This is a genomic window from Thermoflexus hugenholtzii JAD2, assembly GCF_900187885.1.
GTDB classification, from domain to species: Bacteria; Chloroflexota; Anaerolineae; order Thermoflexales; family Thermoflexaceae; genus Thermoflexus; species Thermoflexus hugenholtzii.
Window position 1 is genome coordinate 193864 of record NZ_FYEK01000027.1, and the last position, 23342, is coordinate 217205.

The window sequence follows — 23342 nt, forward strand, 5'->3', positions numbered from 1 at the left end:
GGAGCGACTTCAGCCGCGAACTTTTGATCATCGAAGACGGGAGTTCGGGGCGAAAGCCCCTCCTACAAAAACCGTCTTTTCGTAGGAGCCGCGACCCTTGCTGTTTCGAGGATGGAGGGTTCGGGCTGTAGGAACAGCCTTCGACGCGGCCCCTCGCGAGATCGAAAACGAAGGTTTGGGGCGAAAGCCTCTCCTACAGAAGCCCATTTTTGTAGGAGCGGCTTCAGCCGCGACCTTCGCGTCATCGAGAACCGGAGGTTCGGGTCGAAGGATCGCGGCTCTTTCTCTACCGATGATCGGCGATGGGATGGAGGGCAACTTCCTGCAGTTGCTCTGCTTGGACCGCAAGGCGCAACGGGAGGGGAGAGGCTGGCCTCTGCTCCTATCCGATCGTTCAAGGACATGAGCCAAAGCGAAAGCCCCTCCTGCCGTTGTGAGGTGAAGTGGCCTTCAGACCTTCCTATCCGGAGGCAGGGACCATGAAGCGTCGAGCGATTCTCATCGGCGTGCTGATGGCGCTCACCGCAGCTTGCACCACGCCTGCGGTGACGCCGATGCCCTCGCCGGTCCCGGCGTCGCCGGCTCCCACGCCCTCCCCGAGCCCGGCGACGCCCACGGCCACGCCGGCGGGCCCGCGGGAGCTGGTGCTGATGACCCACGACAGCTTCGCCGTCAGCGAGGAGGTGCTGCGGGAGTTCGAGCAGCGCTACCACGCGCGGGTCCAGATCCTCAAGGCGGGCGATGCAGGGGCCGCCCTCAACAAGGCCATCCTGGCCAAGGGGGCACCCCTGGCCGACGTGTTCTTCGGGGTCGACAACACCTTCTTCAGCCGGGCCATCCGGGAGGACCTCTTCGAACCCTACCGGCCGAAGGGCCTGGAGGAGATCCCCGCGGAGTTCATCCTGGACCCCGAGCTCCGGCTGATCCCCATCGATTACGGCGACGTCTGCGTGAACTATGACAAGAAATACTTTCGGGAGAAGGGGCTGAAGCCGCCGGAGACCCTGGAGGACCTCGCGCGGCCGGAGTATCGGGGCTTGCTGGTGGTGGAGAACCCGGCCACCTCCTCCCCGGGCCTGGCGTTCATGCTGGCCACGATCGCCCACTTCGGGGAGGAGCGCTGGTTGGATTTCTGGCGGGCCCTGAAGGCCAACGACGTGAAGATCACCGAGGGCTGGGAGGACGCGTATTACAAAGAGTTCAGCGGGGCCACGGGGAGCCCGGGGACGCGCCCGCTGGTGGTGAGCTACGCCACCAGCCCGGCGGCGGAGGTGTATTTCAGCCAGGGCCAGCTCTCCGAGCCTCCCACCGGGAACGTCCTGGGGAAGGACGCCTGCTTCCGCCAGATCGAGTTCGCCGGCATCCTGAAAGGGGCGCGGAACCGGGACCTGGCGGAGCGCTGGATGGATTACATGATCAGCCTGCGCTTCCAGGAGGACATCCCCCTCCAGATGTTCGTCTTCCCGGTCCACCCGAAGGCGAAGCTCCCGGACTTCTTCCAGAAGTTCGCGGAGGTCCCGAAGGAGCCCGCCCGCCTGGATCCCGCCCGGATCGATGCCAACCGGGAGCGGTGGATCCAGGAGTGGACGGATTTGATGCTGCGGTGAGGGTCAAGCAAAATGAGGGGAGTGCGGTTCCGGCTCGCCCGAACCGGGGTGCGGGAGGTCCGGCGATGCGGGTTCGGTTGATGACGGAAAGCGGTGAGGAGATCATGGGCGCTTTTCTGCTCCGTCTGGGAGGATGGACCGAGGCCCGTTACTTTGAAGAGGCGCCGGAGGATCATCTCTGGGAGTTCGAGGACGGGGAGGTGATCGTGCACTCGCCGGCCACCCTCTCCCACCAGCGCCTGGTGGGATTTCTCTCCTTCCTGCTGCGGGGCTACGTTGAGGCCCATGGGCTGGGAGAGGTCTTCAACGCACCAGCGGTTCTTCGCCTGCGGCCGGGGGCGGTCAAAGAGCCGGACCTCTTTTTCGTGCATCGGGATCGTCTCCCGGGGAGCCGCTCTGACTGGGTGGAGGGCCCGGCGGACCTGGTGGTGGAGGTCGTCTCCCCTTCCACTCGGCGCTATGACCTCGAAGAGAAAGCCCGGATATACGAAGAGGGCGGGGTTCGGGAATACTGGGTGGTGGATCCAGAGCGCCAGGTGGTGACGATTCACCGGCTCGGTCACCCCGGCTACCGGGTGGGGGAGATCTCCCGGGGGCGGATCCCATCTACAGCGGTCCCCGGGTTCTGGATCGAAGCGGAATGGCTGTGGCGGGATCCGCTCCCCGCTGCCCTGGAATGTCTCCGGCAGATCCTGGAGGCGTCCGGGTAAGCCGGACGTCTGTCGAGGATCGGTCAGGGCTGCCTGCACAGGATGCGAACCCGCATGGGAAAAGTGGGCCGACGGGATCTCCTGCTGGCGCTGCCGCTTCTGTTCTTTTCCCTCTTTTATGCATATCCCATTATCTCGATCCTGCGCCTGAGCCTCATGCCCGCAGGCGTCCTGGAAGGGGAGGCGATCCTTCGGACCCTGGGAAGCCCGTCCTTCCGGAAGGTCCTGGGGTTCACGGTGGGGCAGGCGGCCCTTTCCACGGTGGTGACCCTTCTCCTCGGGCTCCCCCTGGCGGGCCTCTTCGCCCGTTATCAGCTGCCCGGCCGCCGCCTGTGGCAGGCGATGGCCACCGTCCCCTTTGTGCTCCCCACGGTGGTGGTGGCGGCGGCCTTCACGGCCCTCCTGGGCCCTCGGGGCTGGGTGAATCAGGCCCTGATGGCCCTGTTCGGCCTCCCGGAACCACCGATCCCCTTTGTGAACACCCTGACCGCCATCGTCGTCGCCCACGTGTTCTACAACCTCACGCTGGTGCTGCGCATCGTGGGGAACGCCTGGAGCCATCTGGATCCCATCCTGGAGATGGCGGCCCAGACCCTGGGGGCGGATCGCTGGCGGGTCCTCACGCGGGTGACCGGGCCGTTGTTGCTCCCGGCCATCCTGGCCGCCGCGGCCCTGGTGTTCCTGTTCGATTTCACCAGCTTCGGGGTGGTGTTGCTGCTGGGGGGTCCCCGGTATGCCACACTGGAGGTGGAGATCTACCGGCAGGCCGTTGGCCTCTTCAATTTGCCGGCGGCGGCCACCCTCTCGCTGGTCCAGCTGGCCTTCAACTTCGCGCTCCTGTATCTCTACACGCGGCTCCAGGCCCGTTGGGTTGTTCCCTTGGAATGGCGGCCGGAGGCCTCCACCGCCCGTCCGTTGCGGACGTGGGAGGAGCGCTTGCTGGCGGGCCTGGCGCTGGCGATCCTTTTCCTCTGGATCGGCCTGCCGTTGCTGGCCTTGGCCCTGCGCTCGGTGACCCCCATGACCCTGCGCAAGCCCGGCGAGCCGGCTTACTACACCGGATGGATCACCCTGGGCTACTACCGGGAGCTCTGGATCAACCGGCGCGGCGCCGTCACTTACGTGGCGCCCATCGAGGCGGTCCGTAATTCCCTGCTCTTCGCGGCCGCGACCATGGGCCTCTCATTGTTTCTGGGCGGGCTGGCCGCTTACGGGCTGGCGGGCCGGCGTCGCATCCGCTGGCTGGATCCGCTGCTCATGCTCCCTCTTTCCACTTCGGCGGTCACCCTGGGGTTCGGGTTCCTGGTCGGCTTCAGCCATCCGCCGGAGCCGTTGCGGGCGTGGCCGGGGCTGGTGGCGGCGGTGCAGGCCCTGCGCACCTCGCCGCTGCTGGTGGTGATCGCCCACACCCTGATCGCCTATCCGTTCGTGGTGCGCATCCTCCTGCCGGCCCTGGAGGGGATGAACCCGCGCTGGCGGGAGGCGGCGATGACCCTGGGGGCCTCGCCGGCGCAGGTCTGGTGGCGGGTGGAGCTGCCCCTGCTGGGCCGGGCGTGGCTGGCCGCCGCCGTCTTCGCCTTCTGCGTCTCCCTGGGGGAGTTCGGGGCCACCGCCCTCATCGCCCGGCCCACCATGCCCACCATGCCCCTGGCCATCGCCCGCTTCCTCAGCCAGCCCGGGGAGCTGAACCTGGGCCAAGCCATGGCGATGAGCACATTGTTGCTCCTCCTCACCTTCCTCGGTATCCTTCTCATCGAACGGTTCCGCTACCGGGGGATCGGGACGTTTTGAAGGAGGAGGGGATGCGGCAGCGGGTGGTTGCGGTGTTCGGCGGCCACGCCCCGGCGCCGGGATCCGCGGATTACGAGATGGCCCGGGAGCTGGGCCGCCGCCTGGCCGAGGCCGGCTTCATCGTGATGAGCGGCGGGTATGGAGGGACGATGGAAGCGGTCAGCCGCGGGGCGCGGGAAGCCGGCGGGCTCGCCATCGGGGTCACGGTGGACCTGTTCGACCGCTGGGGGTTGAAGGCCAACCCCTATCTCGATGTGGAGATCAAGTTCCCCACCCTCTTCCAGCGCCTGCATTACCTGGTGACCGCCGGCGACGCCCTGGTCGCCCTGCCCGGCGGCATCGGGACGTTGAGCGAGATGGCCATGGCCTGGAGCCTCCTCCAGACCCGGGAGCTGGCCCCCCGGCCCTTCCTCCTGATCGGGGCGCGCTGGCGCCGCCTGCTGGAGGCCTATCACGATCCCCTCTACATCCGGGAGGAGGACCTGGACCTGCTGCAGGTGGTGGAAAGCGTGGAGGAGGCGGTTCTTCGATTGCAGGCCATGATAGCGGAAGGGGCGCCGGTGGGATCAGGGCCGCGAGGTTGAGATCGTTTCGGAAGGGGAAGCGGCGATGAAGATCCTGTGCGTGGACATCGGAACCGGGACCCAGGACATCCTCCTCTACGACAGCGAGAAGGAGCTGGAGAACGCCTATCAGCTGGTCCTGCCCTCGCCGACCATGCGGGTGGCGCGAGCGGTGCGGCAGGCCACCCGGGAGCGTCGGCCGATCCTCTTGACCGGCGTCCTGATGGGCGGCGGGCCGTGCCAGTGGGCGGTGGAGGACCACCTGCGGGCCGGCCTCCCGGTGTATGCGACGCCGGAAGCGGCGCAGACGTTCAACGATGATCTGGACGCGGTGCAGGCGATGGGGGTGCGCCTCGTCAGCGAGGACGAGGCCGCTCGCATGGGGGATCGGGTGGTCCATCTGGTGTTGCGGGACTTCGACTGGGAGGCGTTGCGGCGAGCCTTCGAGGCCTTCGGGGTGCCCCTACGGCCGGACGGGGTCGCCGTGGCGGTCTTCGATCACGGGGCGGCGCCACCCGGTTACTCCGACCGCAGGTTCCGGTTCGATTACCTGGCTCAGCGTTTGGCCGAACATCGGGCGCTCACCGTCTTCGCCCATCGAGGGGAGGAGATCCCTGCCCCCCTCACCCGGTTGCAGGCGGTGGTGCGCACGGTGCGGGAGGCCTTCGACGGCCCGGTGGTGGGGATGGACACCGCCCCTGCGGCGGCCCTGGGCGCGACGCTGGACCCTCGGGTGGCTTCCTGGCGGCAATGCCTGGTGGTGAACATCGGGAACTTCCACACCCTGGCCTTTCGCCTGCGGGAAGGGCAGGTGGAGGGGCTCTTCGAGCATCACACGGGCTTCCTGGATGGGGAGAAGCTGGACCGTCTGCTGGGCCGGCTGGCGGAGGGCGCCCTGGGTTTCGAGGAGGTGTTCGACGACATGGGCCACGGGGCGCTGGTGTTCGAGGTCGCGCCGATGCGGCCGGAAGGGGTGGCCGTCGTCGGGCCCCGCCGCGGGTTGTTGCGGGGATCTCGCCATCCAGTTTACTTTGCGGTCCCCTATGGAGACATGATGCTGGCGGGCTGCTTCGGGTTGCTCTGCGGCTTCGCCGCGTGCTATCCCGAATTCGCCCCGCTCATCCGGGATTCCCTTCAAGGCGCCCCGCGGCCCGCCCCCTGGGAGGTGGAGCGATAACCGGGGGTTCCGCAGGGAGCGCCTCCCTATTTGCTCCGGCTTCGACCTGTTGCGGCGGGTCCATCCCATCCGCCCGCAGGTGCATCGCTTCCCTGAGCAGCAAGTCAGTGTTTATGGGAGAAAGCCAGAAAGCGCACAAGGACAAATGCGATGGTGAAACTGAGGGTACCGGCCAGCACCGGGAGGATCGCCTCCATCCATGTCCTTTGCTCAAAGCCCAACCACAGGGCTAGACCTGTGATCAGGAAGGCCGACGCCCCAACCACAGTGGGGAGCAGGATCTGGATCCAGAGATCGGCTTTTCGCTGCCCAGCGCCCATGACTTCCTCCTTTCGAGCAAAGATCTAGTAGAAACGTCCGCAACCGAAGTGGCATCCTCCTCCACACAGGCCGCCACACATCCCTCCGCAAATCAGGGTGCAGACCACGTTGGGTCCACAAATAATTACGCATGCTAATGCACATCTCACACCGCATAAACCACCACAAAGTGCATTACAGATCAAGCAATCCCAATCCACCTGATTGATCACGGGTGCTTCGAAGCGTTCGATTTCACCCCTTGAGCCGACCCTTAGAGCATATCGCTGCCCATTATTATGAGTATCTGCAGGTTCAACCAAAATTCCGGCGGGAGGTTTGGGGCTTGCAGGCTCATGCTCGGCCTTCACTGACTTGGGGCTTCCTAAGATGGAGAGGGTGATCTGCGCGATGAGCGCCCCTCCGGCCCGGCGCAGGAAATCGCGCCTTCCCCAATCCCCGCCGAGCACGGGGCCGATCCGGGCCACGGCCTGGGCCACCCGCAGGGCCCGCACCGGGCCCAGGACCTACCCCAGGCGCGCCCGCATCCCAAGGCCCGCCAAGACCCGCACGCGCTCCCCCTCGATCTCAACGAGCATCGGTTCCCACCGCCAGCCGGGACGGGCGCGGTCCAGCAGGGCCTGGACCGCGGGGTCTCGCAAATTCCGCACCCGTAGCCGCCCGCCGCTGAGCGTTTCCACCTCCCGCGCCAGGGCAGCGCATATGGAACACCCCGCATCGTAAAGCAGCCACCGCGTCCCCATCGCCGACCTCCCTTGCCTGGGTTTCCGCTTCTCAGCGCAGCCCGCTCCCCGCTTCTTGTCTGTCCCCCGCCTCAGGGGACAAGGCCTTCCGCGGGCGGTCCCCGTTTACCCAAAGCCCATCAGGGCCTCGATTAGCTGCCAGAAGTCCGGCAAGGGATCCTCTTCCAGCAGCGCCGCGCAACGGGGGTCCAGGAGGCCGCCCTGGGCCCGCCAGCGGGTCAGGTCCACCCGATCCACCCGCCCCAGCCGGGCCAGGGCCCGCGTTAGATGAGTGCGGGCGGTCTCCGGCGCGATGCCGAGCACGCGGGCGATCTCTTTGTTGCTCAGGCCGTGGGCCGCCGCCCAGGCCACCGCCCGCTGCTGCGGGCTGAGGCTGAGGGCCGCCCACGGATCGCCCCATCTCGCCCGCCAGCGCTGGGCTCGCCGCACCGCCCCCGGGGTCCACAGCGACATCCCGGCCAGGGCCTCTCGGACAGCGCCGGTGAGCCTTTCGCACGGTTGCCCCCGCCCCAGGCAGCCCCGGGCACCGGCCTTCCAGGCCAGGGCCTCGAGGGCGGGATGGGGAGTTTCCACCAGCAGTAGCCCAGATATTTCCGGTTGCGCCCGGATGGCAGCGGCCAGCAGCGCCGCGCCGCTGCCGTCGGGGAGCTCGAAGGCCACGAGCAGGGCGGAAGGGGGATGGCGCGCCCAGGCGGCCCGGGCCTCGGCGGCGGTGGCCACCTCCCAGGCGATGGGGAAGCCCAGGGCGCTCAGGCGCTCGGCCCAGGCGGCCCGGCGCATCGAATCCCCATCCACCAGCCCCACTGCCATCGCCACCTTTCAGAGGAGGATGCCCGATTACATTGTAGGAGGCCAACCGAGTTGAGGGCAAGGCATGTCGGCCTGCAGAGGACTCCCTATAGGGCCATCGTCTCCGAGCGATCAGGGGGGCAGGGATCTTCGGCCCCCTGCTCCGCCTGCACGGGAGGTTCCCCGCCATTTGGGGCTCAGCGCCCCCACCGCGCGGCCAGGGCCTGGGCGGCCTGGTTCAGGAGCTGTCGCGTGGCGACTTCCTGCGTCCCGTTCACGATCAGGAGGCTGAGGACCTCGCCGCGCACCTGCACCAGGATCCGGAGGGTACCCCCTTCGGAGTCCCGGCCCGAGACCTCCCAGCCTCCGACCTCCGGCCGCTCCTTCAGCCCCCAGTCGCGGATCAACGTTTCCGCCGCCCGGCGGGCCTGGGCGGCGTCGGCATAGCGATAGAGGAGAGGAAATGAAACACCAGGCGGGTTTGCTGACCGTCATAAACGGCGAGCCCCACCCCATAGCCTTCCCGGAACCGGAGGGGTTCCTCCTGGATCCCCATGCCGCCGAGGTTCTCTGAATTCAGCGGATGCTTGAGCGCCTGGGGAGAGAGAGGGCCCTCTTCCAGGCGATCACTTTGGAGGAAAGCCTCCGCAGGCAACGCTTGCGCCGCCAGCGGGGAGGGGGTGGAGGGCTGCGCCAGGGCCCGATGGAGGGCCGCCGCCATGCCCATGGCCAGCATCAGAACGCTCACACCCATTCCGATGCGCTTCATGGCCGCCTCCTCAATCGAACCATACCCGAGCTTGGTAATGGCTGGGTTGCCATTTCGGCCCCCACGGAGGCTCCGTTGCGAACCATTGTCCAGAAGGCCACCGCGATGTAAGAGGCGGTCACGTTTGCCCACCATTGCGGCTGAGGCGGAGTAGGGGAAACACTTTGCATCCGTTCACCGAATGCAGGGCTTCCGCCCCGGGAGAGCAATAGACAGCTGACCCATACGATCAGCCATCGACTTTCGCGAAAGCGTTGGGATCCCTGGGCCACTGGGACATCTGTTGCGCGATCCGTATTACGGGATAGCTCTCGCTTCTCCATTTCCATCTTCCTCTGTAAGGAATCTCTGTTCAGCGTGATAGTGGGTCTTCTCCGATTTGTCTGTCCCCTGCGTGGGGGGACAACGTTTTCGCCACTGTGGGAGGCGGATCCGCGGGGGGCAAAGCGCGCCCTTCGGCTAAAATATTCCTGGAGAACGTCTCCCTGGAGGCCTCCGCTTGATGGATCGGTCCGTTCGGGTGGATGTGGTCATCCCGGTCTACAACGAGGAGCGGGACCTGGAGCCCAGCGTTCAGAAGCTGCGCGCCTTCCTGCAGGCGAACTGCCCCTACCGCTGGCGCATCGTGATCGCCGACAACGCCTCGGTGGACCGCACGCCGGAGATCGGGCAGCGGCTGGCAGCCCAGTGGCCGGAGGAGGTGGCCTACATCCGGCTGAACCGGAAGGGACGGGGGCGGGCGCTGCGCAAGGCCTGGCTGGAGAGCGATGCCGATGTGATGGCCTACATGGACGTCGATCTATCCACCGACCTCAGCGCCTTCATGCCGCTGATCCAGCCCCTGGTGGAGGGCCGCTATCACGTGGCCACGGGCAGCCGGCTGCACCCGCAATCCCGCATCACCCGCTCCCTCAAGCGCGAGATCATCTCCCGGATCTACAACTTCATCGTCTGGCTGCTCTTCCCCCGCCGCCGCTTCCGGGATGCCCAGTGCGGGTTCAAAGCCATCACCCGCCAGGCGGCCCGGGAGCTCGTCCCCCGGGTGGCCAATCAATCCTGGTTCTTCGACACGGAGCTGCTCCTGCGCGCCGAGCAGCGCGGCTACGCTGTGTGGGAGGTCCCGGTGATCTGGCGGGAGGACCCCGACACCCGGGTGAAGATCCTGCGCACCGCCCTGGAGGACCTGCGGGGCCTATGGCGCGTCCGACGGACCCCTGATCCGCCCCCGATCTACACGGATCCGGAGGCCGATTACCCGGATTAGAGTCGGGAAGTCCTCCGGAAGCGGCATCCCATTCGGTCGGAGAGAGGGGGCGCTCGCCGCAAAGCCGCAAAATAAATTTTGCGTTACAGAAAGGACGGGAGGAAACCGATGACGCGTTTCGGTCGGCTGCTGAGGGTGGACCTCTCCTCGCAGCGGATCCAAGAGGAGGAGATCCCCTCGGGGTGGGTGGAGGATTTCATCGGGGGCAGCGCCCTGGCGGCGCGGATGCTGTGGGAGCGCCTCCATCCGAAGGTGGATCCCCTGGGCCCGGAGAACCCCTTGCTGTTCCTCACCGGCCCGCTGACCGGCACCGCCGGCCCGGCCGTCGGACGGTTTACGGTGTGCGCCTGCTCCCCCGCCACCGGGCTGTGGGGGGAGTCCAACTGCGGCGGGTTCTGGGGGCCGGAGCTGCGCTTCGCCGGCTACGATGCGTTATGGATTGAGGGACGCGCCCTGGAACCGGTCTACCTCTGGATCCACGACGGCCGGGTCGAGATCCGCCCGGCCGCTCATCTCTGGGGCCGCGATCCCTACGCTGTTCAGGCGGCCATCCGGCAGGAGGTGGGGGATCCCCTGGCCCGGGTGGCGGCCATCGGCGTCGCCGGGGAGAACCGGGTCCCCTTCGCCCTGATCCTGTGCGACCACGGCCGGGTGGCGGGCCGCACCGGGATGGGCGCGGTGATGGGGGCCAAGAACCTGAAGGCCATCGCGGTGCGGGGGAACCAGCCGTTGCCCCTGGCCCGCCCGGAGGAGTTCGGGGCGCTGCGGTCGCAGGCTAACCGGGCGCTGCGGGAGGACAACCTGACCCGGGTGTTCCGGGAGACGGGGACGGCCGGTGCGGCGGAGTATTTCGAGCTGCTGGGGAGCATGCCCAAACGGTATTACGGGCAGGGCACCTGGGAGGGCGCGTCGAAGGTGAGCGGGGCCGCTATGGCCGAGACGATCCTCTCGGGAGTTTCGGCCTGCCACGCCTGTGTGATCGCCTGCGGGCGGGTGGTGACCATCCCCGAAGGCCCCTACGCCCGGACGAAGGCGAAGGGCCCGGAATACGAGACCATCGCCGCCTTCGGCTCGAACCTTCTGAACGACGACCTCGCCCTCATCACGCATCTGGGGGATCTGTGCGATCGCTACGGGCTGGATTCCATCAGCATGGGGAACGTCCTTGGCCTGGCCTATCTGCTCTTCGAACGCGGGGTTCTCACAGAGCGGGACACCGGAGGGTTGGCCCTGCGCTGGGGGGATGCGCGGCCGGCGGAGATCCTCATCGCCCAGACGGCCCGGCGGGAGGGATTCGGGGCGCTGCTGGCCCAGGGGGCCCGTGGCCTGGCAAGGGCCTTCGGCGCGGAGGATCTGGCGGTGGAGGTGAAAGGCCTGGAGGTCCCCTATCACGATCCGCGCGGGGTGGCAGGGATGGCCCTGAGCTACGCCACGTCCCCCCGCGGCGCGTGCCACAACCAGAGCGACTTCTTCATGGTGGAGTTGGGTCAATCCGATGAGGAGCTGGGCATCCCCTATCTCGATCGCCATCAGTGCGAGGGCAAAGCCCGCTATGTGGCGATCCACCAGAACTGGCGGACGGTGTGCAACAGCCTGGTCCTCTGTTACTTCGCCCATGTGGCTCCCTCTACGGCCCTGGCCTTGCTCAACGCCGCGATGGGATGGGACTGGGATCTGGGGCGGATGCTGGAGGTGGGGGAACGGGCCTGGCAGCTGAAGCGGGCCCTCAACCATCGCCTGGGGGCGACCCGGGCGGACGACCGGCTTCCGAAACGGCTGCTGGAGCCGCTGGGGGAGGGTGGGGCGGCCGGCTTCGTCCCGGATCTGGAGACCATGCTGCGGGAGTATTATGAGGTCCGCGGGTGGGACCCGGAGACCGGGCGGCCGAGGCCGGAGACCCTGCGGCGCCTCGGGCTGGCGTTCGCGGCCGACGATCTCGAGCGCTCCGCGTGAGCCGGCCATGCGCATCCTGGTGACCGGTGCCACAGGCTTCCTGGGGCGGAACCTCTGCCCATATCTGGCGGAGCAGGGATATCGCGTGCGCGCCCTGGCCCGCCCGGCTTCGGACTGGAAGTTCCTGGCCGCGCATGGGATCGAGGTCGCCTTCGGGGATGTGCAGGACCCCGCCTCCGTGCGGGCGGCCGTGGAGGGCTGCGATGCGGTGATCCACGCAGCGGGTTACTTTCGGTTCTGGGGTCCGCGGGCGCGCTACTGGGAAGTCAACGTCGAGGGGACGCGGAACGTGGTGGAGGCGGCCCTGGCCGCGGGTGTGAGGCGGTTCGTCCACATCTCCACGGTGGCGGTGGTGGGGCGGCCGCGCCGGGGCGCGGTGATCGATGAAACCTATCCCTGCCAGCCGGTGGATGATTATCAGCGGACGAAGTGGGAGGGCGAGCGGCTGGTTCAGGAGGCGGTCGGGAGAGGGCTCCCGGCGGTCATCCTGCGCCCGGGAGCCTTCTACGGCCCCTGGGGGCGCTACGCCTTCAACCGGTTGTTCTTCGAGGACTTCCTGCGCGGGCTGCGCCTGCAGGTCCACGGCGGCCGCCGCTATACATTTCCCATCTTCGTGCCGGACCTCTGCCGGGTGATCGAGGCGGCGCTGCATCGGGGGCGGGTGGGGGAGGTCTACAACGTGGCCGATCAAAGCCGGACCCACGGGGAGATCTACGAGATCGTCGCTCGCATCGCCGGGGTTCCCGCGTGGCGGATCAACGTCCCGGCGGCCCCGATGTGGGCCCTGGCCTGGGCCTGGACGAAGCTGGCGGGCCTCACCGGGCGGGAGCCTTATTACCCGCTGACCCTGGCTACTTATGTGTTCTATGACTGGGTGGTCTCCTCGGAGAAAGCCCGGCGGGAGCTGGGATTCGAGCCCACGCCCTTCGAGGAGGGGGTCCGCCGCACCCTGGAGTGGTATTGGGCGCAGGGGATCCTGAGGCCGCCGCGGCGGACTCCGAGCAACTTGCTCTAAAGAGTGCGGAGCTGGTCAAGGACCTTCTTCATCACGACTTCGGCCAGCTCAAGGGCCACGCGGGCCTCTTGCTCTCCTGGAAGGCCATAGGGGAGAGGCCCCGGGAGAGCATCCGGATACCTAACTGGTATGTAGTAGTCGTCGAAAATCGCCAAGTTCTGCGAGAGGTCTGAAAACAAATTTGGAGGAGTGAGCCTCAGAAGCTCCGACACGGAATGCAGGCGGGGTGGTGGATGACCCAGAGCGACGAGCAGACCTTTGAGAGACTTTTCAACGCATTGTTGCACGTGGAAGCAGACAAGGTTATAGATTCCTTCTTCATAGAGCACTTTCGCGGCAAGGAGATCCTGATAGGCGAGATCGAGCCACGGCTTAGCCGCCTCGTGCATAGAGAAGCACCCCCTTGGCCAGGATTTCCTCCCGCACAAATGGCCGTTCCCGGGCGAGCTGCTCGAACTCCTCCGGCGTGTAGACCAGCAGATCGGTGGCCACGCGGGGCTGAAGGAGCCGCCGGATGGTGTGAAGGCGCTCGATGAACGGCTGGTCCGTCCGCATGACGATGACGAGATCAATATCCGACCATGGCCCGATCTCCCCGGTCGCCAGGGATCCGAAGAGGATGATCCGCTCCGGGTTGATCTCCCGACGCAGGATCTCTACAAAACGCTGAAGCTCTTCCTCCAGCACCCGGCGGCGCTCCTGGGGCGAGGGATTCCAGCTCATCGAAGAACCCCTTAAATAGACTTGAAAAGCCCAACGCTTTCTGCCAGACCTTCAGTTCACGCAGAATAGTTTCCTTCAGCGAAGGTCCTGGTCATGGGTTCCGTTCGCTAAGATCCCGCCCGTCCCATCCGCCAGGTGGTGCCGTCGGGCCGGTCCTCCAGGAGGATCCCCAGGGCCCGCAGGCGCTCGCGGATCTGATCGGCCCGGGCGAAGTCGCGCTGGCGGCGGGCCTCCGCCCGCAGCTCGATCAGCAACTGCACTAGCCCCGCCACCAGGTCCGAGGGGACGTCCGGCCGGATCTCATCGGGGATCAGGCCCAGGACCTGGCCGCCCAGCTCCCGGTAGACGGCGTCGATGGCCTCCAGGACGGGACGGCCCACCGTGGCCCCGCCGAACAGGAGGCCGTTGACGGCCTTGGAGAACTCGAAGAGGACCGACAGGGCCTCCGGCGTGCTGAAATCGTCGTCCATGGCCTCCAGGAAGGCGCGCCGCGCCCGCTGGATCTCCTCCATAAACGCCTCCGGCTCCGCCGACTCGGGGGCGTCCCCGCGGGCCAGCCGCTCCCGCACCTCGATCACCGTGTTCCAGAGGCGGTCCAGGCCCTTCTCAGCCCCCTCCATGGCCTCCTCGCTGTAATCGATGGGCGAGCGGTAGTGGCTGGAGAGGATGAAGAGGCGGATGGCCTGGGGGCGGTAGCGTTGGAGGGCGTCCTTGATGCGCACCACGTTCCCCAGGCTTTTGCTCATCTTGACCCCGTTCACCGTGAGCGAGCCGGTGAGCAGCCAGTAGCGGGCGAAGGGCACCCCGTTGGCGGCCTCGGCCTGGGCGATCTCGCTCTCGTTGTGGGGGAACAGGTTGTCGATGCCCCCGCCGTGGATGTCGAAAGGCTGGCCCAGGTATTTGGTGGCCATCACCGAGCACTCGATGTGCCACCCCGGGTAGCCCCAGCCCCAGGGGCTGGGCCAGCGCAGGATGTGCTCCGGCTCGGCGCGCTTCCAGAGGGCGAAGTCGGCGGGATGGCGCTTCTCCTCCCGCACCGGGACCCGCACGCCCTCCTCCTGCTCCTCCAGACGGCGGCCCGACAGCTTCCCGTATTCCGGCCAGGACTCCACCGAGAAGTAGACAGAGCCATTGACCTCGTAGGCATGGCCTTTCTGGATCAGGACTTTGATCATCTCGATCATCTCGGGGATGTGGCACGAGGCCCGCGGGGAGATGTCCGGCCGGACCACCCCCAGGGCGTCCATATCCTCGAAGTAGCTGCGCATGTATTTCTCCACCAACTCCATCGGCTCCAGGCGCTCCCGCGCCGCCCCCTTCAGGATGCGGTCCTCCCCCGTGTCCAGCAGGTGTCCCACGTCGGTGATGTTTTGGACGTAGCGGACCTTGTAGCCGCGGTAGCGGAAGTAGCGGACGATGACATCCATGGAGACGTAAAGCTTGGCGTGGCCGACGTGGGCGTGGTCATAGACCGTCGGCCCGCACACATACATGTGGACCCGTCCCTCATGCAGCGGGATGAAGGGCTCCTTGCGGCGGGTGAGGAAGTTATAGACGACCAGGCTCATCGGGCGATCTCCCTCCGCTGGATGTGCAGGATCCGAGGGTTTCCCTATGAAGCGCTGCGGGCCGGCTCCTCCGGGCGGGCGAAGATCATCCGCCCCGCCGCGGTCTGGAGCACCTTGGTGACCACCACCGGGATCTCCCGTCCGATGTAGCGCCGCCCCTCCTCCACCACCACCATCGTCCCATCCTCCAGATAGCCCACGCCCTGGCCGGGCTCCTTCCCCTCCTGGATGATGGAGAGGGTGAGAGATTCGCCGGGCAGAAGGATGGTGCGCACGGCGTTGGCCAGCTCGTTGATGTTCAGGACCCGGACGTTCTGCAGCTCCGCCACGCGGTTGAGGTTGTAATCGTTGGTCATGATCGGGCAGCGCAGCCGGCGGGCCAGGGCGATCAGCTTCTCATCGACCTCCCGCCCTTCCGCCTCCATATCCACGATGCGAATGGGGACGTGGCCCTCTTTCTGCATGCGGTTGAGGATCTCCAGGCCGCGCCGCCCCCGGTTCCGCCGCAGGGGGTCCTGGGAGTCAGCGATGTGTTGCAGCTCGTTCAGGACGAAGCGCGGCACCAGCAGGGTGGCTTGGATGAAGCCGGTGCGGACGACGTCGGCGATGCGCCCGTCGATGATCACGCTGGTGTCCAGGAGGATGGCGTGCTCGCCGTCCCGCTCCCGCAGGTGGCGGGGGAGCAGGGCCAGGAGGTCCTTATAGCGGGTCCCGGCCACGGTGAGGCCCAGGTAACCGAAGAACACCGCCCCCAGGGAGGGCAGGACCCGGCCCAGCGGGTCGGGCAGCAGGGAGAGGGGATAGGAGACCAGCCCGGCCATGATCAGGCCCAGGATGAGCCCGGCGGTGCCGGCGAGCAGCTGCTGCAGGGGGATGGGACGGATCACCTGCCGGATCATGGCCGCCGGGCGGATGGTCAGCCAGGGGGTAAGGACCAGGCCCAGGATGGCGCCGGCCAGGGCGAAGGCGAGGGCGAACTGCCACGCCGGCCGGGAGTCCAGCCCCATCCGGGCGGCGTCCATCCCCAGGCGCCACCCGGCGATCCCCAGCACCACCATGCCGATCAGGCGGAGAAAGCGCTCGAAATCCATGAATCCTCCATCGATGAAAACGATGCGCCTGCGGATAATTGCAGGATTCATCTTACACCCGGCGGCATGGGGAGAGCAAGGGGAGCCGGGGAGGGGCAGGACCTTCCGGTTTTTCCGGATGCAGGATGGATCAACGAAACGAGGGGCGGCCGGTCGGTTGCCCTTACCGGATCTTTTCCACCACCAGGAAGTGGGAGAGCCCCAACCGGTTCAGGGGGGTGTGCTCCAGACGGTCGGCCAGGCGGCGCAGCCAGCGACCAAGGCAGGGATGCCGGTCCGCGATCCGATCGAAGGCGGGGAAGATCCGGGTGTGGTGCACAATGCGCACCGGGAGGCCGGCGAAGAGGCGGCGCAAGGCCCGCCCGCTATAGGTCCGCACGTGGGGAGCTAGACGGTTGCGTAGAGGATCCGGCAGGTAGTTGATTAGGGGGGTGTTCCCGAAGTAATACCGCCCCCGCCAGTAGTGCCCATGGGTTTCAAAAGGGAACCAGCGGTTCGGGCAGAACAGGAGGATCCGCCCGCCGGGGCGCAGCACCCGCACCATCTCCGCGACCGCCCGACGGTCATCATCCACGTGCTCGATGACCTCATGGGAAAGGATCACATCGAAGCTCCCGTCGGGGTAGGGGAGGGCTTCGGCGGCGGCCTGCACCACGCATCCGATGCCGCGCCGGCGGGCCTCCCGCAGGTAGTCGGCGTCGATGTCCAGCCCATGCACCTCCCGGGAGAACGCCCGCAGGGCCTCCACATAGACCCCGATCCCGCAGCCATCCACCAGGATGCGGGCTCCCTCCAGGATGGCGTAACGCCGCATCAGCTCCAGACGTCGGGCCTGTCCCGGCCCCCAGATCAGGCTGGGCAACCCGCGTTGGGCGGCCTTCTCATAGAGCTCGACGGTCGTCATCCTACCCCCGCCTCCGGCGCGCGGGATCGGCTCCTCCGGCTCAATAGGCGTTGGGGCTTCGGAAGGTGAGGGTCTGAACCAGAGTGCGCAGCAGGATCTTGATGTCCAGCCAGAGGGACCAGTTCTCCACATACCAGAGATCGTATTTGGTGCGCTCCGTGATGGAGGTGTCTCCCCGCAGGCCGTTGATCTGCGCCCAGCCGGTGATCCCCGCCTTCTCCCGATGGCGCTCCATGTAGCGGGGGATCACGCGGCGGAACTGCTCCACGTAGACGGGGCGCTCCGGGCGCGGCCCCACCAGGCTCATGTCCCCCAGCAGCACGTTGATCAGCTGGGGCAGCTCGTCCAGGTTCAGCCGACGCAGGATCGCGCCCACCCGGGTCCGCCGCGGATCATCCGGCCGGGTCCAGCCCGGCCCCTCCTTCTCGGCGTCCGCCCGCATGGAGCGGAACTTGAGCATCAGGAAGGGACGCCCGTCCAGCCCCATGCGCTCCTGCACGTAGAAGACCGGCCCGGGGGAATCCAGCTTGATCAGGATGGCGATGAGCAGCATGAGAGGCGAGAGCAGGATCAATCCCACCGCGGCCCCTACGATGTCCATCGCCCGCTTGAGAGCCAGCTTCCAGCCCCGCTGGGCGACATCCCGCACGGTGAGCAGCGGCAACCCTCCCAGGTCATCCAGGGAGGGCTGGGTGGCGATCAGCTGGAAGATATCGGGGTAGATCTTGATGGAGAGGTTGCTGCGCTCGCACAGGGAGATCAGGCGCAGCACCTCGCTGTGGGGAGCCTCCGGGACGGCGATCAGCACCTCATCGACGTCCCGGGCGTAGACCAAATCCGGGAGATCCTCAGCGGTCCCGATCACCGGGACCCCCGCCACATGGGTGGCGCCGTTGCCCCGCAGGGCCACCACGCCGATGGGCTCGTAGCCGAACTCGGGCGCGTTCTGGATGCGGCGGATCACCGCCTCCGCCGCCTCGCCCGTCCCCACGATCAGCATGCGGCTGCGGTCCCAGCCCCGGGCCCGCAGGGCGCCCCACAGGCCCCGCACCAGCAGACGGCCGATCGCGACGAGGAGGATCCCCAGGCCCCAGGCATACAGCACCATAGCCCGCGGATAATCGAAACCGAACAGGGTGTCTTTGAACGCCAGGGAGACGGTGGCCACGGTGAAGATCACCGCGAGGGAGAAGGCCGCCGCGGCCCGGGACAGTTCATCCAGACGGGAGGTGGCCCGGCCGAGATGATAGAGCCGGTGGAGGAAGAACAGGCTGGCCACGTAAAGGAGCAGCACCCCCAGCATCGGGAGGTAAGCCGGGAAGCCCGGCAGGTTCTGGGGGGGATAGGGCCATGGGAGCCGGGCGCGGATCGCGTAAGCGGCGTAGAAGGCGAGAGCCGTCATCCCCAGATCGTTCAGCAACAGGAGGGCGCTGTGCAGCCACCGGGCACGCTTCCGGTTCATCCCGCACCTCCTTTTCCCATCACCGCTCTGAAGCGGAGAAGGCGGGGGCCTCGCGGCGCTCCCGCAGGTCCCGGCGCATCTCCCGCCACAGCCGCCAGCCTCCCTTCAGCACCAGCCCCACCCGCACCAGCAGATCCAGCCAGGCCGGCGTGGTGGCCTGATAGTGCTTCCGATAGAAGATCCACATCGCCCGGTTGAACTCATAGCGGGCCCGCGGGCTCATCCGGCTGGAGGCGCGCTTGACGTGCAGGACGACCACCTCCGGGTAGTAATAGATCTTCCAGCCGGCTTGCTTGATGCGATACGCCCAGTCCAGATCCTCCCCATACATGAAGAACGATTCGTCCAGCAGCCCTACCTGCAGAATGGCCTCGCGGCGCACCATCATGAACGCCCCGACGACGGAATCCACCTCATAGGTTTGATCCGGGTCCAGGAAGGTCAGATTGTAGCGGGCGAAGCGAGGGCTCTTCGGGAAGAGCCGGCTCAGGCCGGAGAAGCGGTAGAAGGCCACCTCCGGGGTGGGGAAGCTGCGCCGGCACGCCAGGTCCAGGGAGCCATCGGGACGAACGATCTTCGGGCCTGCCGCCCCGGCCTCCGGGTGGGCGTCCATGAAGGCCACCATCCGGGCCAGGGCGTCCGGCGGCACCTCGGTGTCCGGGTTGAGAAGCAGGGCGTAACGGATTCTGGGCGTCCGCCCCGGCTCCCCGAAGCCGAAAGCGCGCAGCCCCAGGTTGTTCCCATAGGCGTAGCCGCCGTTGACCGGGCTGCGGATCAACCGGACCTGCGGGAATTCCTGCTCCACCATCGCTGCGCTGCCGTCCTCCGAGGCGTTGTCCACCACGCACACTTCAAAGGTCACGCCCCGGCTGGCCTGCACCGTCTGCAGGCAGCGCCGCAACAGCTCCCGCGTGTTGTAGTTCACGATGACCACTCCAACGTCCAGCTCCGCCATCGCCTCCCTCATCGCAGCTCTCCCACCACCACCAGCCGGTGGGTGTCCACCCGATAAGGATAACACGTGATCAGGGTAACCACCGGATCGCGGGTGGGGGCCATCACCTCCACCTGGGTGGGGAGGACCACCTGTTTCTGGACCACGACGTAGCGATAGGCCCGGCTTCCGGCGTAGACCCAGATCTCATCGCCGATGCGGAGCTTCTCGAGGTCCCGGAACACTTCCCCGTAAATGTCGTTATGGCCGGCCAGCACCATGTTCCCGGGCTCCCCGGGGTTCGCCGTCCCCGGGTGATGTCCCACGCCTTTTTTCAAGGCTTCCCAATCCGTCCCTGGGACCACGGGGGCGTCCACCCCGATGGCGGGGATGACGATGCGGGTGGGGCTTCGCGGGCCCGGGGTGATGGGCACCGGAGTGGGGAGGGAGGCCACGAGGGCCCGCAGGTGTTCGGGGATCTCCTCCGGGTTCGGCGCGGGCTCCCCCGGGGCGGTGGGCGGTCGATGCCCGCCCGGTAGAACCAGGACAGGGATCAAGGGCGTGGGCGTGGGGGTCGCCCGGGGCCCTTCGCCGGAGGCGGCCGGACGCATGGCCTGCCAGGAAGAGAGCAGCAGGAAAATGGCTCCCAGCACGGCTGTGATCTCCACCCCCAGCAGGAGGTGGTCCCGCCAGGTTGCCCACGAGATGCGCGGGCGAGGCAGCCGGAACCGCCATCGGGGAGCTTCCCACTCCACCTCCGCGTGGAGGTGAGGATCCGGAGGGAGGGCCGGCGGCTCCGGGGGGGTGGGCTCCCCGGCGGGGGGCGACGCCTCCAGGGGAAGGCGTCCCTCCCGGATCCATCGTTTCAGGCGGACCTCACGGCGCTTCAGGGCCAGGGCCCGCTCCAGGTCCTCCAGGCTCGGCTCCTTGCCCATCCCTTAACGAACCTCCCTCATGGGCTTGCCGGCCCGCGATCCAAGATCCGATCCTCCAGGCGCATATACCCCCGGATGAGATGCCCGATGGCGAAGCGCAGCGGCTCCGGCGGCCACGGGATCACCCGCCGGTTGACGAAGAACAGCTCCGTGAGGGGGGTCCGGCGTTCCAGGATCAGATCGCGCACGATCTGGCCGTTCATGGTCGTCAGGGCCACGCCGTGGCCGATGCAACCCAGGGCGTAGACCGCCCGGCGGTCCCCCACATATCCAATGGCCGGGGCCATGTCGACGGTGACCGAGACCGGCCCGCCCCATCGATATTCGATCCGCACCCCTTTCAGGGAGGGGAAGACCTCCGGGATGTAGGCTTCCAGCTCCCGGAAGATCCGTTCGTTCTCGTCGAGATCCATCCGGTTTCCGAAGGGGACGCCGACATCCCCTCCGCCCATCAGCAGGCGGTTGTCGGGGGTCAGGCGGTAGTAATGCACCAGGTTGCGGGCATCCTCGATCCCCTGCCGGTTCCGCCAGCCGATGGGGGCCAACCGTTCCGGGGAGAGGGGCTCCGTCACCACGATGTAGGTGAAGGCGGGGACCTGCTTACGGCGGATGAAAGGGAGTCGGTGAGAGTAGGCGTTGGCCGCGAGCACCAGCTTCTCCGCCCGCAGGATCCCCTGCGGGGTGCGCAGGCGGAAGCCGCCCGGACCGCGCTCGATGGTCTGGACAGGGGTGTGCTCGTAGATGTGGACGCCGAGGCCCTCGGCGGCCCGCTTCAGCCCCCGCACATATCGGAGGGGGTGGAGGAGGGCGCAGCGGGGTTCCCACCAGGCTCCCAGGTAGCGGGGCGAGTTCACCTGTTCCCGCACAGCCTGGGCGTCCAGCCACTCGATCCCGGTCAGCCCCAGGCGATGGGCCAGCTCGATCTCCTCCCGGATCCGTCGGACGTAAGCTGGGGAGGTGGCCACACGCAGGAACCCCGGCCGCTCGTAATCGCAGGCGATGCCGTAGCGGGCGATGAGCTCTTCCACATAGTCGACGGCCCGCTCCATATAGCGATGGGCTTCCGCGGCGGCTTGGCGGCCGAAGCGAAGCGCCGTCAGGGAGAGGGTGAGCCCGAAGAGGGTCATGGCGAAGCCGGCGTTGCGCCCGCTGGCCCCGTAGCCGATGTAAGCCTGCTCCAAGACAGCGACCTGCAGCCCCGGCTCCGCTTCTTTCAAATGCAGGGCAGCGGAGAGGCCGGTGAACCCCCCGCCGAGGATCGCCACGTCCGCGTGTACCTCCCCCGTCAGGGGTGGGTTCGGCGTGTAGGGGTCCGCAGTCTGCAACCAGAAGCTCTTCGGTTCCATTCGAACGAACCTCCCAGAGCTTATGGCCGGATCGCCACGGCGAACACTTCCCGCTCGAAGAACCAGCGGAAGGGGATCCAGCGGAAGGCGATGTGGCGCAGCATGCGGAAGAAGGGCCCCTCCTGGCGGTTTTGCGGGGGAGTCGAGAGCCAGACCCGAACCGGGCGGAAGCCTGCCCGGCGCAGGGCCCACCACAGGCCGAGGGGACCCTGTTCGTTCACATGGACGGCCTCGTTGACCGGGACGTTGAGGGTGCGCGGGTTGGGCGGGTAGAGGTGGCCCAGGCCCTGAAGGGTGCGGACCAGGCGGACGAGGGGATAGGCATAGGCATCATACCAGCGGTTCGGAGCGGTGTGGATGACCAGCATCCCGCCGGGCTTCAGCACCCGGTGAGCCTCCCGCAGCGCCAGGCGGAGCTCCCATGGGAAGAGGTGCTCGACCACGTCGAACATCAGCACCCGGTCGAACACCCCTGCCGGGAAGGGAAGGTATTTGGCGTCGGCCTGGGCCAGGGCGGCCGGGGCCTGCAGGTCGACAGCCTCTCGGAGCAGGCGGGCCGAAAGCTGAACGGCAGCGGCGGCGTAATCGATGCCGATGGCCCATGCGCCCATGCGGGCGCAATGACGGACGATCTCTCCACGCCCGCAGCCGACGTCCAGCACCCGCATGCCGGGGCGGACCTCCGCCACGGCGAAGGCGGCCTGGAGGCGCCGGGAGAGATGTTCCCCGCGTGTGCGGAGGAACTCCTCATAGCCCTCGCAGGCGGAGAGAAAGTATTCCTCCCCGTAGAGATCGGGCGGCAGCGAGGGTTTCAAACGCGTCCTCGGTTTGCGGATCACGCGACCTGCGCTCCTGTTGAAGGTGCGCTTCCGGGCGGGCCTATCGGCCGGCCCCTTCCCATCTTAACCCGGGCGGAGCTCTTCCGGAAGGCGAGCGGGCGCGGGGGTTCCCCCGCTGATCCGCCAGCCGGCGACGGCCACCATCCCCCATCCGATCAGGTAAAGCCATGCGGGGAAGGCGGTGGGACGGGCTCGGGCGACCGCCTCGAGGCCGCCGGGGAGGGCGTGCAGGCCCGGGGCCAGCACGGTATACAGCGCCAGGAGGGATCCCAGCGCGCCGAGGAGCAACGCGGCCCGGTCGATGCGGAGAACGAACCCCTGCTCGCTGCGCCGGGCCATCCGGGCTCCTACCACCATCATCATCGCCGCGGCCAGGACAGGAGCCCAGACCGGCCCCCACCAGGGCAGGGGGATCAGGAAGAGGAGATCCCAGTCCAGCAGCGAGGTGGGCCAGCCGATGAAAACCCGAAGCCAGACGTAATACAGGATGTCCCAGAGCCCCCACGCGTAGAGGAAGAACCCCCAGCGCGCGGCGGGGGTTCGCCCGGTCAGGGCGCCCACCGTTCCCAACATCACCAGGGTGGCGATCTCCCGCCCCAGCTCGATGGGGGTGAGCGGATCCGGCTGCGTCGGCACGTCTCGAAGCAGATCCGTGATCCCATAGACGTGCCGCAGGTAGACCACCACCGCGCTCTCCACGTAGGCCATCGCGGCCGCGAAGAGGCTCAGCACCAGCAGACGTCCCATCCATCCGGACATCCAGCGCTCCTCCTTGAGAACTGCGTCGTGAAGGGTTCCACCGAGAACGAAGAGTCCGATAGTCTCCCTCGCTCATGAT

24 protein-coding genes are annotated in these 23342 nt (G+C 67.4%); 8 read left to right on the forward strand and 16 right to left on the reverse strand.

Features of this window, described 5'->3' with window-relative positions; translation table 11 throughout:
- Nucleotides 1–479 precede the first annotated feature (479 nt).
- The 5 genes from CFB18_RS07115 to CFB18_RS07135 all read left to right on the forward strand — a co-directional run bounded on the left by CFB18_RS07115 (nt 480) and on the right by CFB18_RS07135 (nt 5848).
- Nucleotides 480–1607: a thiamine ABC transporter substrate-binding protein gene (locus tag CFB18_RS07115; RefSeq protein ID WP_088571107.1), complete on the forward strand. Its 1128-nt coding sequence runs from the start codon at nt 480–482 to the stop codon at nt 1605–1607.
- A 65-nt stretch (nt 1608–1672) separates the two neighbouring features.
- Nucleotides 1673–2317, forward strand: coding sequence for a Uma2 family endonuclease (locus tag CFB18_RS07120; RefSeq protein ID WP_088571108.1), 645 nt, complete (start codon nt 1673–1675; stop codon nt 2315–2317).
- A gap of 54 nt (nt 2318–2371) precedes the next feature.
- Complete coding sequence (locus CFB18_RS07125; RefSeq protein WP_088571109.1) at nt 2372–4108, forward strand: ABC transporter permease; 1737 nt, start codon at nt 2372–2374, stop codon at nt 4106–4108.
- Between the two features lie 11 nt (nt 4109–4119).
- Nucleotides 4120–4692: an LOG family protein gene (locus CFB18_RS07130; RefSeq protein ID WP_088571110.1), complete on the forward strand. Its 573-nt coding sequence runs from the start codon at nt 4120–4122 to the stop codon at nt 4690–4692.
- A 25-nt stretch (nt 4693–4717) separates the two neighbouring features.
- Nucleotides 4718–5848: a DUF1786 domain-containing protein gene (locus tag CFB18_RS07135; protein WP_088571111.1), complete on the forward strand. Its 1131-nt coding sequence runs from the start codon at nt 4718–4720 to the stop codon at nt 5846–5848.
- A 104-nt stretch (nt 5849–5952) separates the two neighbouring features.
- Here the strand turns inward: CFB18_RS07135 and CFB18_RS07140 are convergent, their stop codons facing one another.
- From CFB18_RS07140 to CFB18_RS07160, 5 genes are all read right to left on the reverse strand, one after another.
- Nucleotides 5953–6168, reverse strand: a complete 216-nt coding sequence (locus CFB18_RS07140; protein ID WP_088571112.1) for a hypothetical protein — start codon at nt 6166–6168, stop codon at nt 5953–5955.
- 507 nt (nt 6169–6675) lie between these two features.
- Nucleotides 6676–6912, reverse strand: a complete 237-nt coding sequence (locus tag CFB18_RS07145; RefSeq protein ID WP_088571113.1) for a hypothetical protein — start codon at nt 6910–6912, stop codon at nt 6676–6678.
- Between the two features lie 105 nt (nt 6913–7017).
- Nucleotides 7018–7722, reverse strand: a complete 705-nt coding sequence (locus tag CFB18_RS07150) for a LuxR C-terminal-related transcriptional regulator (protein WP_088571114.1) — start codon at nt 7720–7722, stop codon at nt 7018–7020.
- 176 nt (nt 7723–7898) lie between these two features.
- On the reverse strand, nt 7899–8108 hold the full coding sequence (locus CFB18_RS07155; protein WP_088571115.1) for a hypothetical protein: 210 nt from the start codon (nt 8106–8108) through the stop codon (nt 7899–7901).
- Nucleotides 8105–8470, reverse strand: coding sequence for a hypothetical protein (locus CFB18_RS07160; RefSeq protein ID WP_088571116.1), 366 nt, complete (start codon nt 8468–8470; stop codon nt 8105–8107). The genes CFB18_RS07155 and CFB18_RS07160 overlap by 4 nt, the downstream gene beginning before the upstream one ends.
- A 502-nt stretch (nt 8471–8972) precedes the next feature.
- Here CFB18_RS07160 and CFB18_RS07165 point away from each other — a divergent pair.
- The 3 genes from CFB18_RS07165 to CFB18_RS07175 all read left to right on the forward strand — a co-directional run bounded on the left by CFB18_RS07165 (nt 8973) and on the right by CFB18_RS07175 (nt 12702).
- A complete protein-coding gene (locus CFB18_RS07165; RefSeq protein ID WP_088571117.1) occupies nt 8973–9734 on the forward strand; it encodes a dolichyl-phosphate beta-glucosyltransferase in 762 nt (253 codons plus the stop codon).
- 108 nt (nt 9735–9842) lie between these two features.
- Nucleotides 9843–11687 (forward strand): aldehyde ferredoxin oxidoreductase family protein, encoded by a 1845-nt coding sequence (locus CFB18_RS07170; RefSeq protein WP_088571118.1) that lies wholly within the window; start codon nt 9843–9845, stop codon nt 11685–11687.
- 7 nt (nt 11688–11694) lie between these two features.
- On the forward strand, nt 11695–12702 hold the full coding sequence (locus tag CFB18_RS07175; protein WP_159461622.1) for an NAD-dependent epimerase/dehydratase family protein: 1008 nt from the start codon (nt 11695–11697) through the stop codon (nt 12700–12702).
- On the opposite strand, the gene CFB18_RS07180 is transcribed toward CFB18_RS07175, so the two are convergent.
- The 11 genes from CFB18_RS07180 to CFB18_RS07230 form a co-directional block, all read right to left on the reverse strand.
- Nucleotides 12699–13091, reverse strand: coding sequence for a HEPN domain-containing protein (locus tag CFB18_RS07180; RefSeq protein ID WP_088571120.1), 393 nt, complete (start codon nt 13089–13091; stop codon nt 12699–12701). The two genes, CFB18_RS07175 and CFB18_RS07180, sit on opposite strands and share 4 nt — an antisense overlap.
- Nucleotides 13075–13425: a nucleotidyltransferase domain-containing protein gene (locus tag CFB18_RS07185; RefSeq protein ID WP_088571121.1), complete on the reverse strand. Its 351-nt coding sequence runs from the start codon at nt 13423–13425 to the stop codon at nt 13075–13077. Before CFB18_RS07185 ends, CFB18_RS07180 begins: the two co-directional genes overlap by 17 nt.
- A gap of 107 nt (nt 13426–13532) precedes the next feature.
- A complete protein-coding gene (gene cysS, locus CFB18_RS07190; protein ID WP_088571122.1) occupies nt 13533–14993 on the reverse strand; it encodes a cysteine--tRNA ligase in 1461 nt (486 codons plus the stop codon).
- 44 nt (nt 14994–15037) lie between these two features.
- Nucleotides 15038–16084, reverse strand: a complete 1047-nt coding sequence (locus CFB18_RS07195) for a PIN/TRAM domain-containing protein (RefSeq protein ID WP_088571123.1) — start codon at nt 16082–16084, stop codon at nt 15038–15040.
- Between the two features lie 163 nt (nt 16085–16247).
- A complete protein-coding gene (locus CFB18_RS07200; protein ID WP_088571124.1) occupies nt 16248–16988 on the reverse strand; it encodes a class I SAM-dependent methyltransferase in 741 nt (246 codons plus the stop codon).
- Between the two features lie 40 nt (nt 16989–17028).
- Entirely contained in the window at nt 17029–18450 is a 1422-nt protein-coding gene (locus CFB18_RS07205; protein WP_088571125.1) for an undecaprenyl-phosphate glucose phosphotransferase, read from the reverse strand.
- Nucleotides 18451–18469: 19 nt separating this feature from the next.
- Nucleotides 18470–19417, reverse strand: coding sequence for a glycosyltransferase family 2 protein (locus CFB18_RS07210; protein WP_200808120.1), 948 nt, complete (start codon nt 19415–19417; stop codon nt 18470–18472).
- On the reverse strand, nt 19414–20319 hold the full coding sequence (locus tag CFB18_RS07215; protein ID WP_088571126.1) for a sortase: 906 nt from the start codon (nt 20317–20319) through the stop codon (nt 19414–19416). The genes CFB18_RS07210 and CFB18_RS07215 overlap by 4 nt, the downstream gene beginning before the upstream one ends.
- A 17-nt stretch (nt 20320–20336) precedes the next feature.
- Nucleotides 20337–21665: an NAD(P)/FAD-dependent oxidoreductase gene (locus CFB18_RS07220; RefSeq protein ID WP_088571127.1), complete on the reverse strand. Its 1329-nt coding sequence runs from the start codon at nt 21663–21665 to the stop codon at nt 20337–20339.
- A gap of 20 nt (nt 21666–21685) precedes the next feature.
- Complete coding sequence (locus CFB18_RS07225) at nt 21686–22504, reverse strand: class I SAM-dependent methyltransferase (RefSeq protein WP_088571128.1); 819 nt, start codon at nt 22502–22504, stop codon at nt 21686–21688.
- Nucleotides 22505–22567: 63 nt separating this feature from the next.
- A complete protein-coding gene (locus CFB18_RS07230; protein WP_088571129.1) occupies nt 22568–23263 on the reverse strand; it encodes a hypothetical protein in 696 nt (231 codons plus the stop codon).
- Nucleotides 23264–23342 lie beyond the last annotated feature (79 nt).

Excerpts from the sequence above, each read along its gene's own strand:
- CFB18_RS07170 (WP_088571118.1), top strand. The coding sequence starts at position 9,843 with ATGACGCGTTTCGGTCGGCTGCTGAGGGTGGACCTCTCCTCGCAGCGG.
- CFB18_RS07220 (WP_088571127.1), bottom strand. The coding sequence starts at position 21,665 with ATGGAACCGAAGAGCTTCTGGTTGCAGACTGCGGACCCCTACACGCCG.
- cysS (WP_088571122.1), bottom strand. The coding sequence starts at position 14,993 with ATGAGCCTGGTCGTCTATAACTTCCTCACCCGCCGCAAGGAGCCCTTC.
- CFB18_RS07135 (WP_088571111.1), top strand. The coding sequence starts at position 4,718 with ATGAAGATCCTGTGCGTGGACATCGGAACCGGGACCCAGGACATCCTC.
- CFB18_RS07165 (WP_088571117.1), top strand. The coding sequence starts at position 8,973 with ATGGATCGGTCCGTTCGGGTGGATGTGGTCATCCCGGTCTACAACGAG.
- CFB18_RS07125 (WP_088571109.1), top strand. The coding sequence starts at position 2,372 with ATGGGAAAAGTGGGCCGACGGGATCTCCTGCTGGCGCTGCCGCTTCTG.
- CFB18_RS07140 (WP_088571112.1), bottom strand. The coding sequence starts at position 6,168 with ATGGGCGCTGGGCAGCGAAAAGCCGATCTCTGGATCCAGATCCTGCTC.
- CFB18_RS07195 (WP_088571123.1), bottom strand. The coding sequence starts at position 16,084 with ATGGATTTCGAGCGCTTTCTCCGCCTGATCGGCATGGTGGTGCTGGGG.
- CFB18_RS07160 (WP_088571116.1), bottom strand. The coding sequence starts at position 8,470 with ATGAAGCGCATCGGAATGGGTGTGAGCGTTCTGATGCTGGCCATGGGC.
- CFB18_RS07150 (WP_088571114.1), bottom strand. The coding sequence starts at position 7,722 with ATGGCAGTGGGGCTGGTGGATGGGGATTCGATGCGCCGGGCCGCCTGG.
- CFB18_RS07200 (WP_088571124.1), bottom strand. The coding sequence starts at position 16,988 with ATGACGACCGTCGAGCTCTATGAGAAGGCCGCCCAACGCGGGTTGCCC.
- CFB18_RS07230 (WP_088571129.1), bottom strand. The coding sequence starts at position 23,263 with ATGTCCGGATGGATGGGACGTCTGCTGGTGCTGAGCCTCTTCGCGGCC.
- CFB18_RS07210 (WP_200808120.1), bottom strand. The coding sequence starts at position 19,417 with ATGAGGGAGGCGATGGCGGAGCTGGACGTTGGAGTGGTCATCGTGAAC.
- CFB18_RS07180 (WP_088571120.1), bottom strand. The coding sequence starts at position 13,091 with ATGCACGAGGCGGCTAAGCCGTGGCTCGATCTCGCCTATCAGGATCTC.
- CFB18_RS07185 (WP_088571121.1), bottom strand. The coding sequence starts at position 13,425 with ATGAGCTGGAATCCCTCGCCCCAGGAGCGCCGCCGGGTGCTGGAGGAA.
- CFB18_RS07130 (WP_088571110.1), top strand. The coding sequence starts at position 4,120 with ATGCGGCAGCGGGTGGTTGCGGTGTTCGGCGGCCACGCCCCGGCGCCG.
- CFB18_RS07145 (WP_088571113.1), bottom strand. The coding sequence starts at position 6,912 with ATGGGGACGCGGTGGCTGCTTTACGATGCGGGGTGTTCCATATGCGCT.
- CFB18_RS07175 (WP_159461622.1), top strand. The coding sequence starts at position 11,695 with ATGCGCATCCTGGTGACCGGTGCCACAGGCTTCCTGGGGCGGAACCTC.
- CFB18_RS07205 (WP_088571125.1), bottom strand. The coding sequence starts at position 18,450 with ATGAACCGGAAGCGTGCCCGGTGGCTGCACAGCGCCCTCCTGTTGCTG.
- CFB18_RS07215 (WP_088571126.1), bottom strand. The coding sequence starts at position 20,319 with ATGGGCAAGGAGCCGAGCCTGGAGGACCTGGAGCGGGCCCTGGCCCTG.
- CFB18_RS07115 (WP_088571107.1), top strand. The coding sequence starts at position 480 with ATGAAGCGTCGAGCGATTCTCATCGGCGTGCTGATGGCGCTCACCGCA.
- CFB18_RS07120 (WP_088571108.1), top strand. The coding sequence starts at position 1,673 with ATGCGGGTTCGGTTGATGACGGAAAGCGGTGAGGAGATCATGGGCGCT.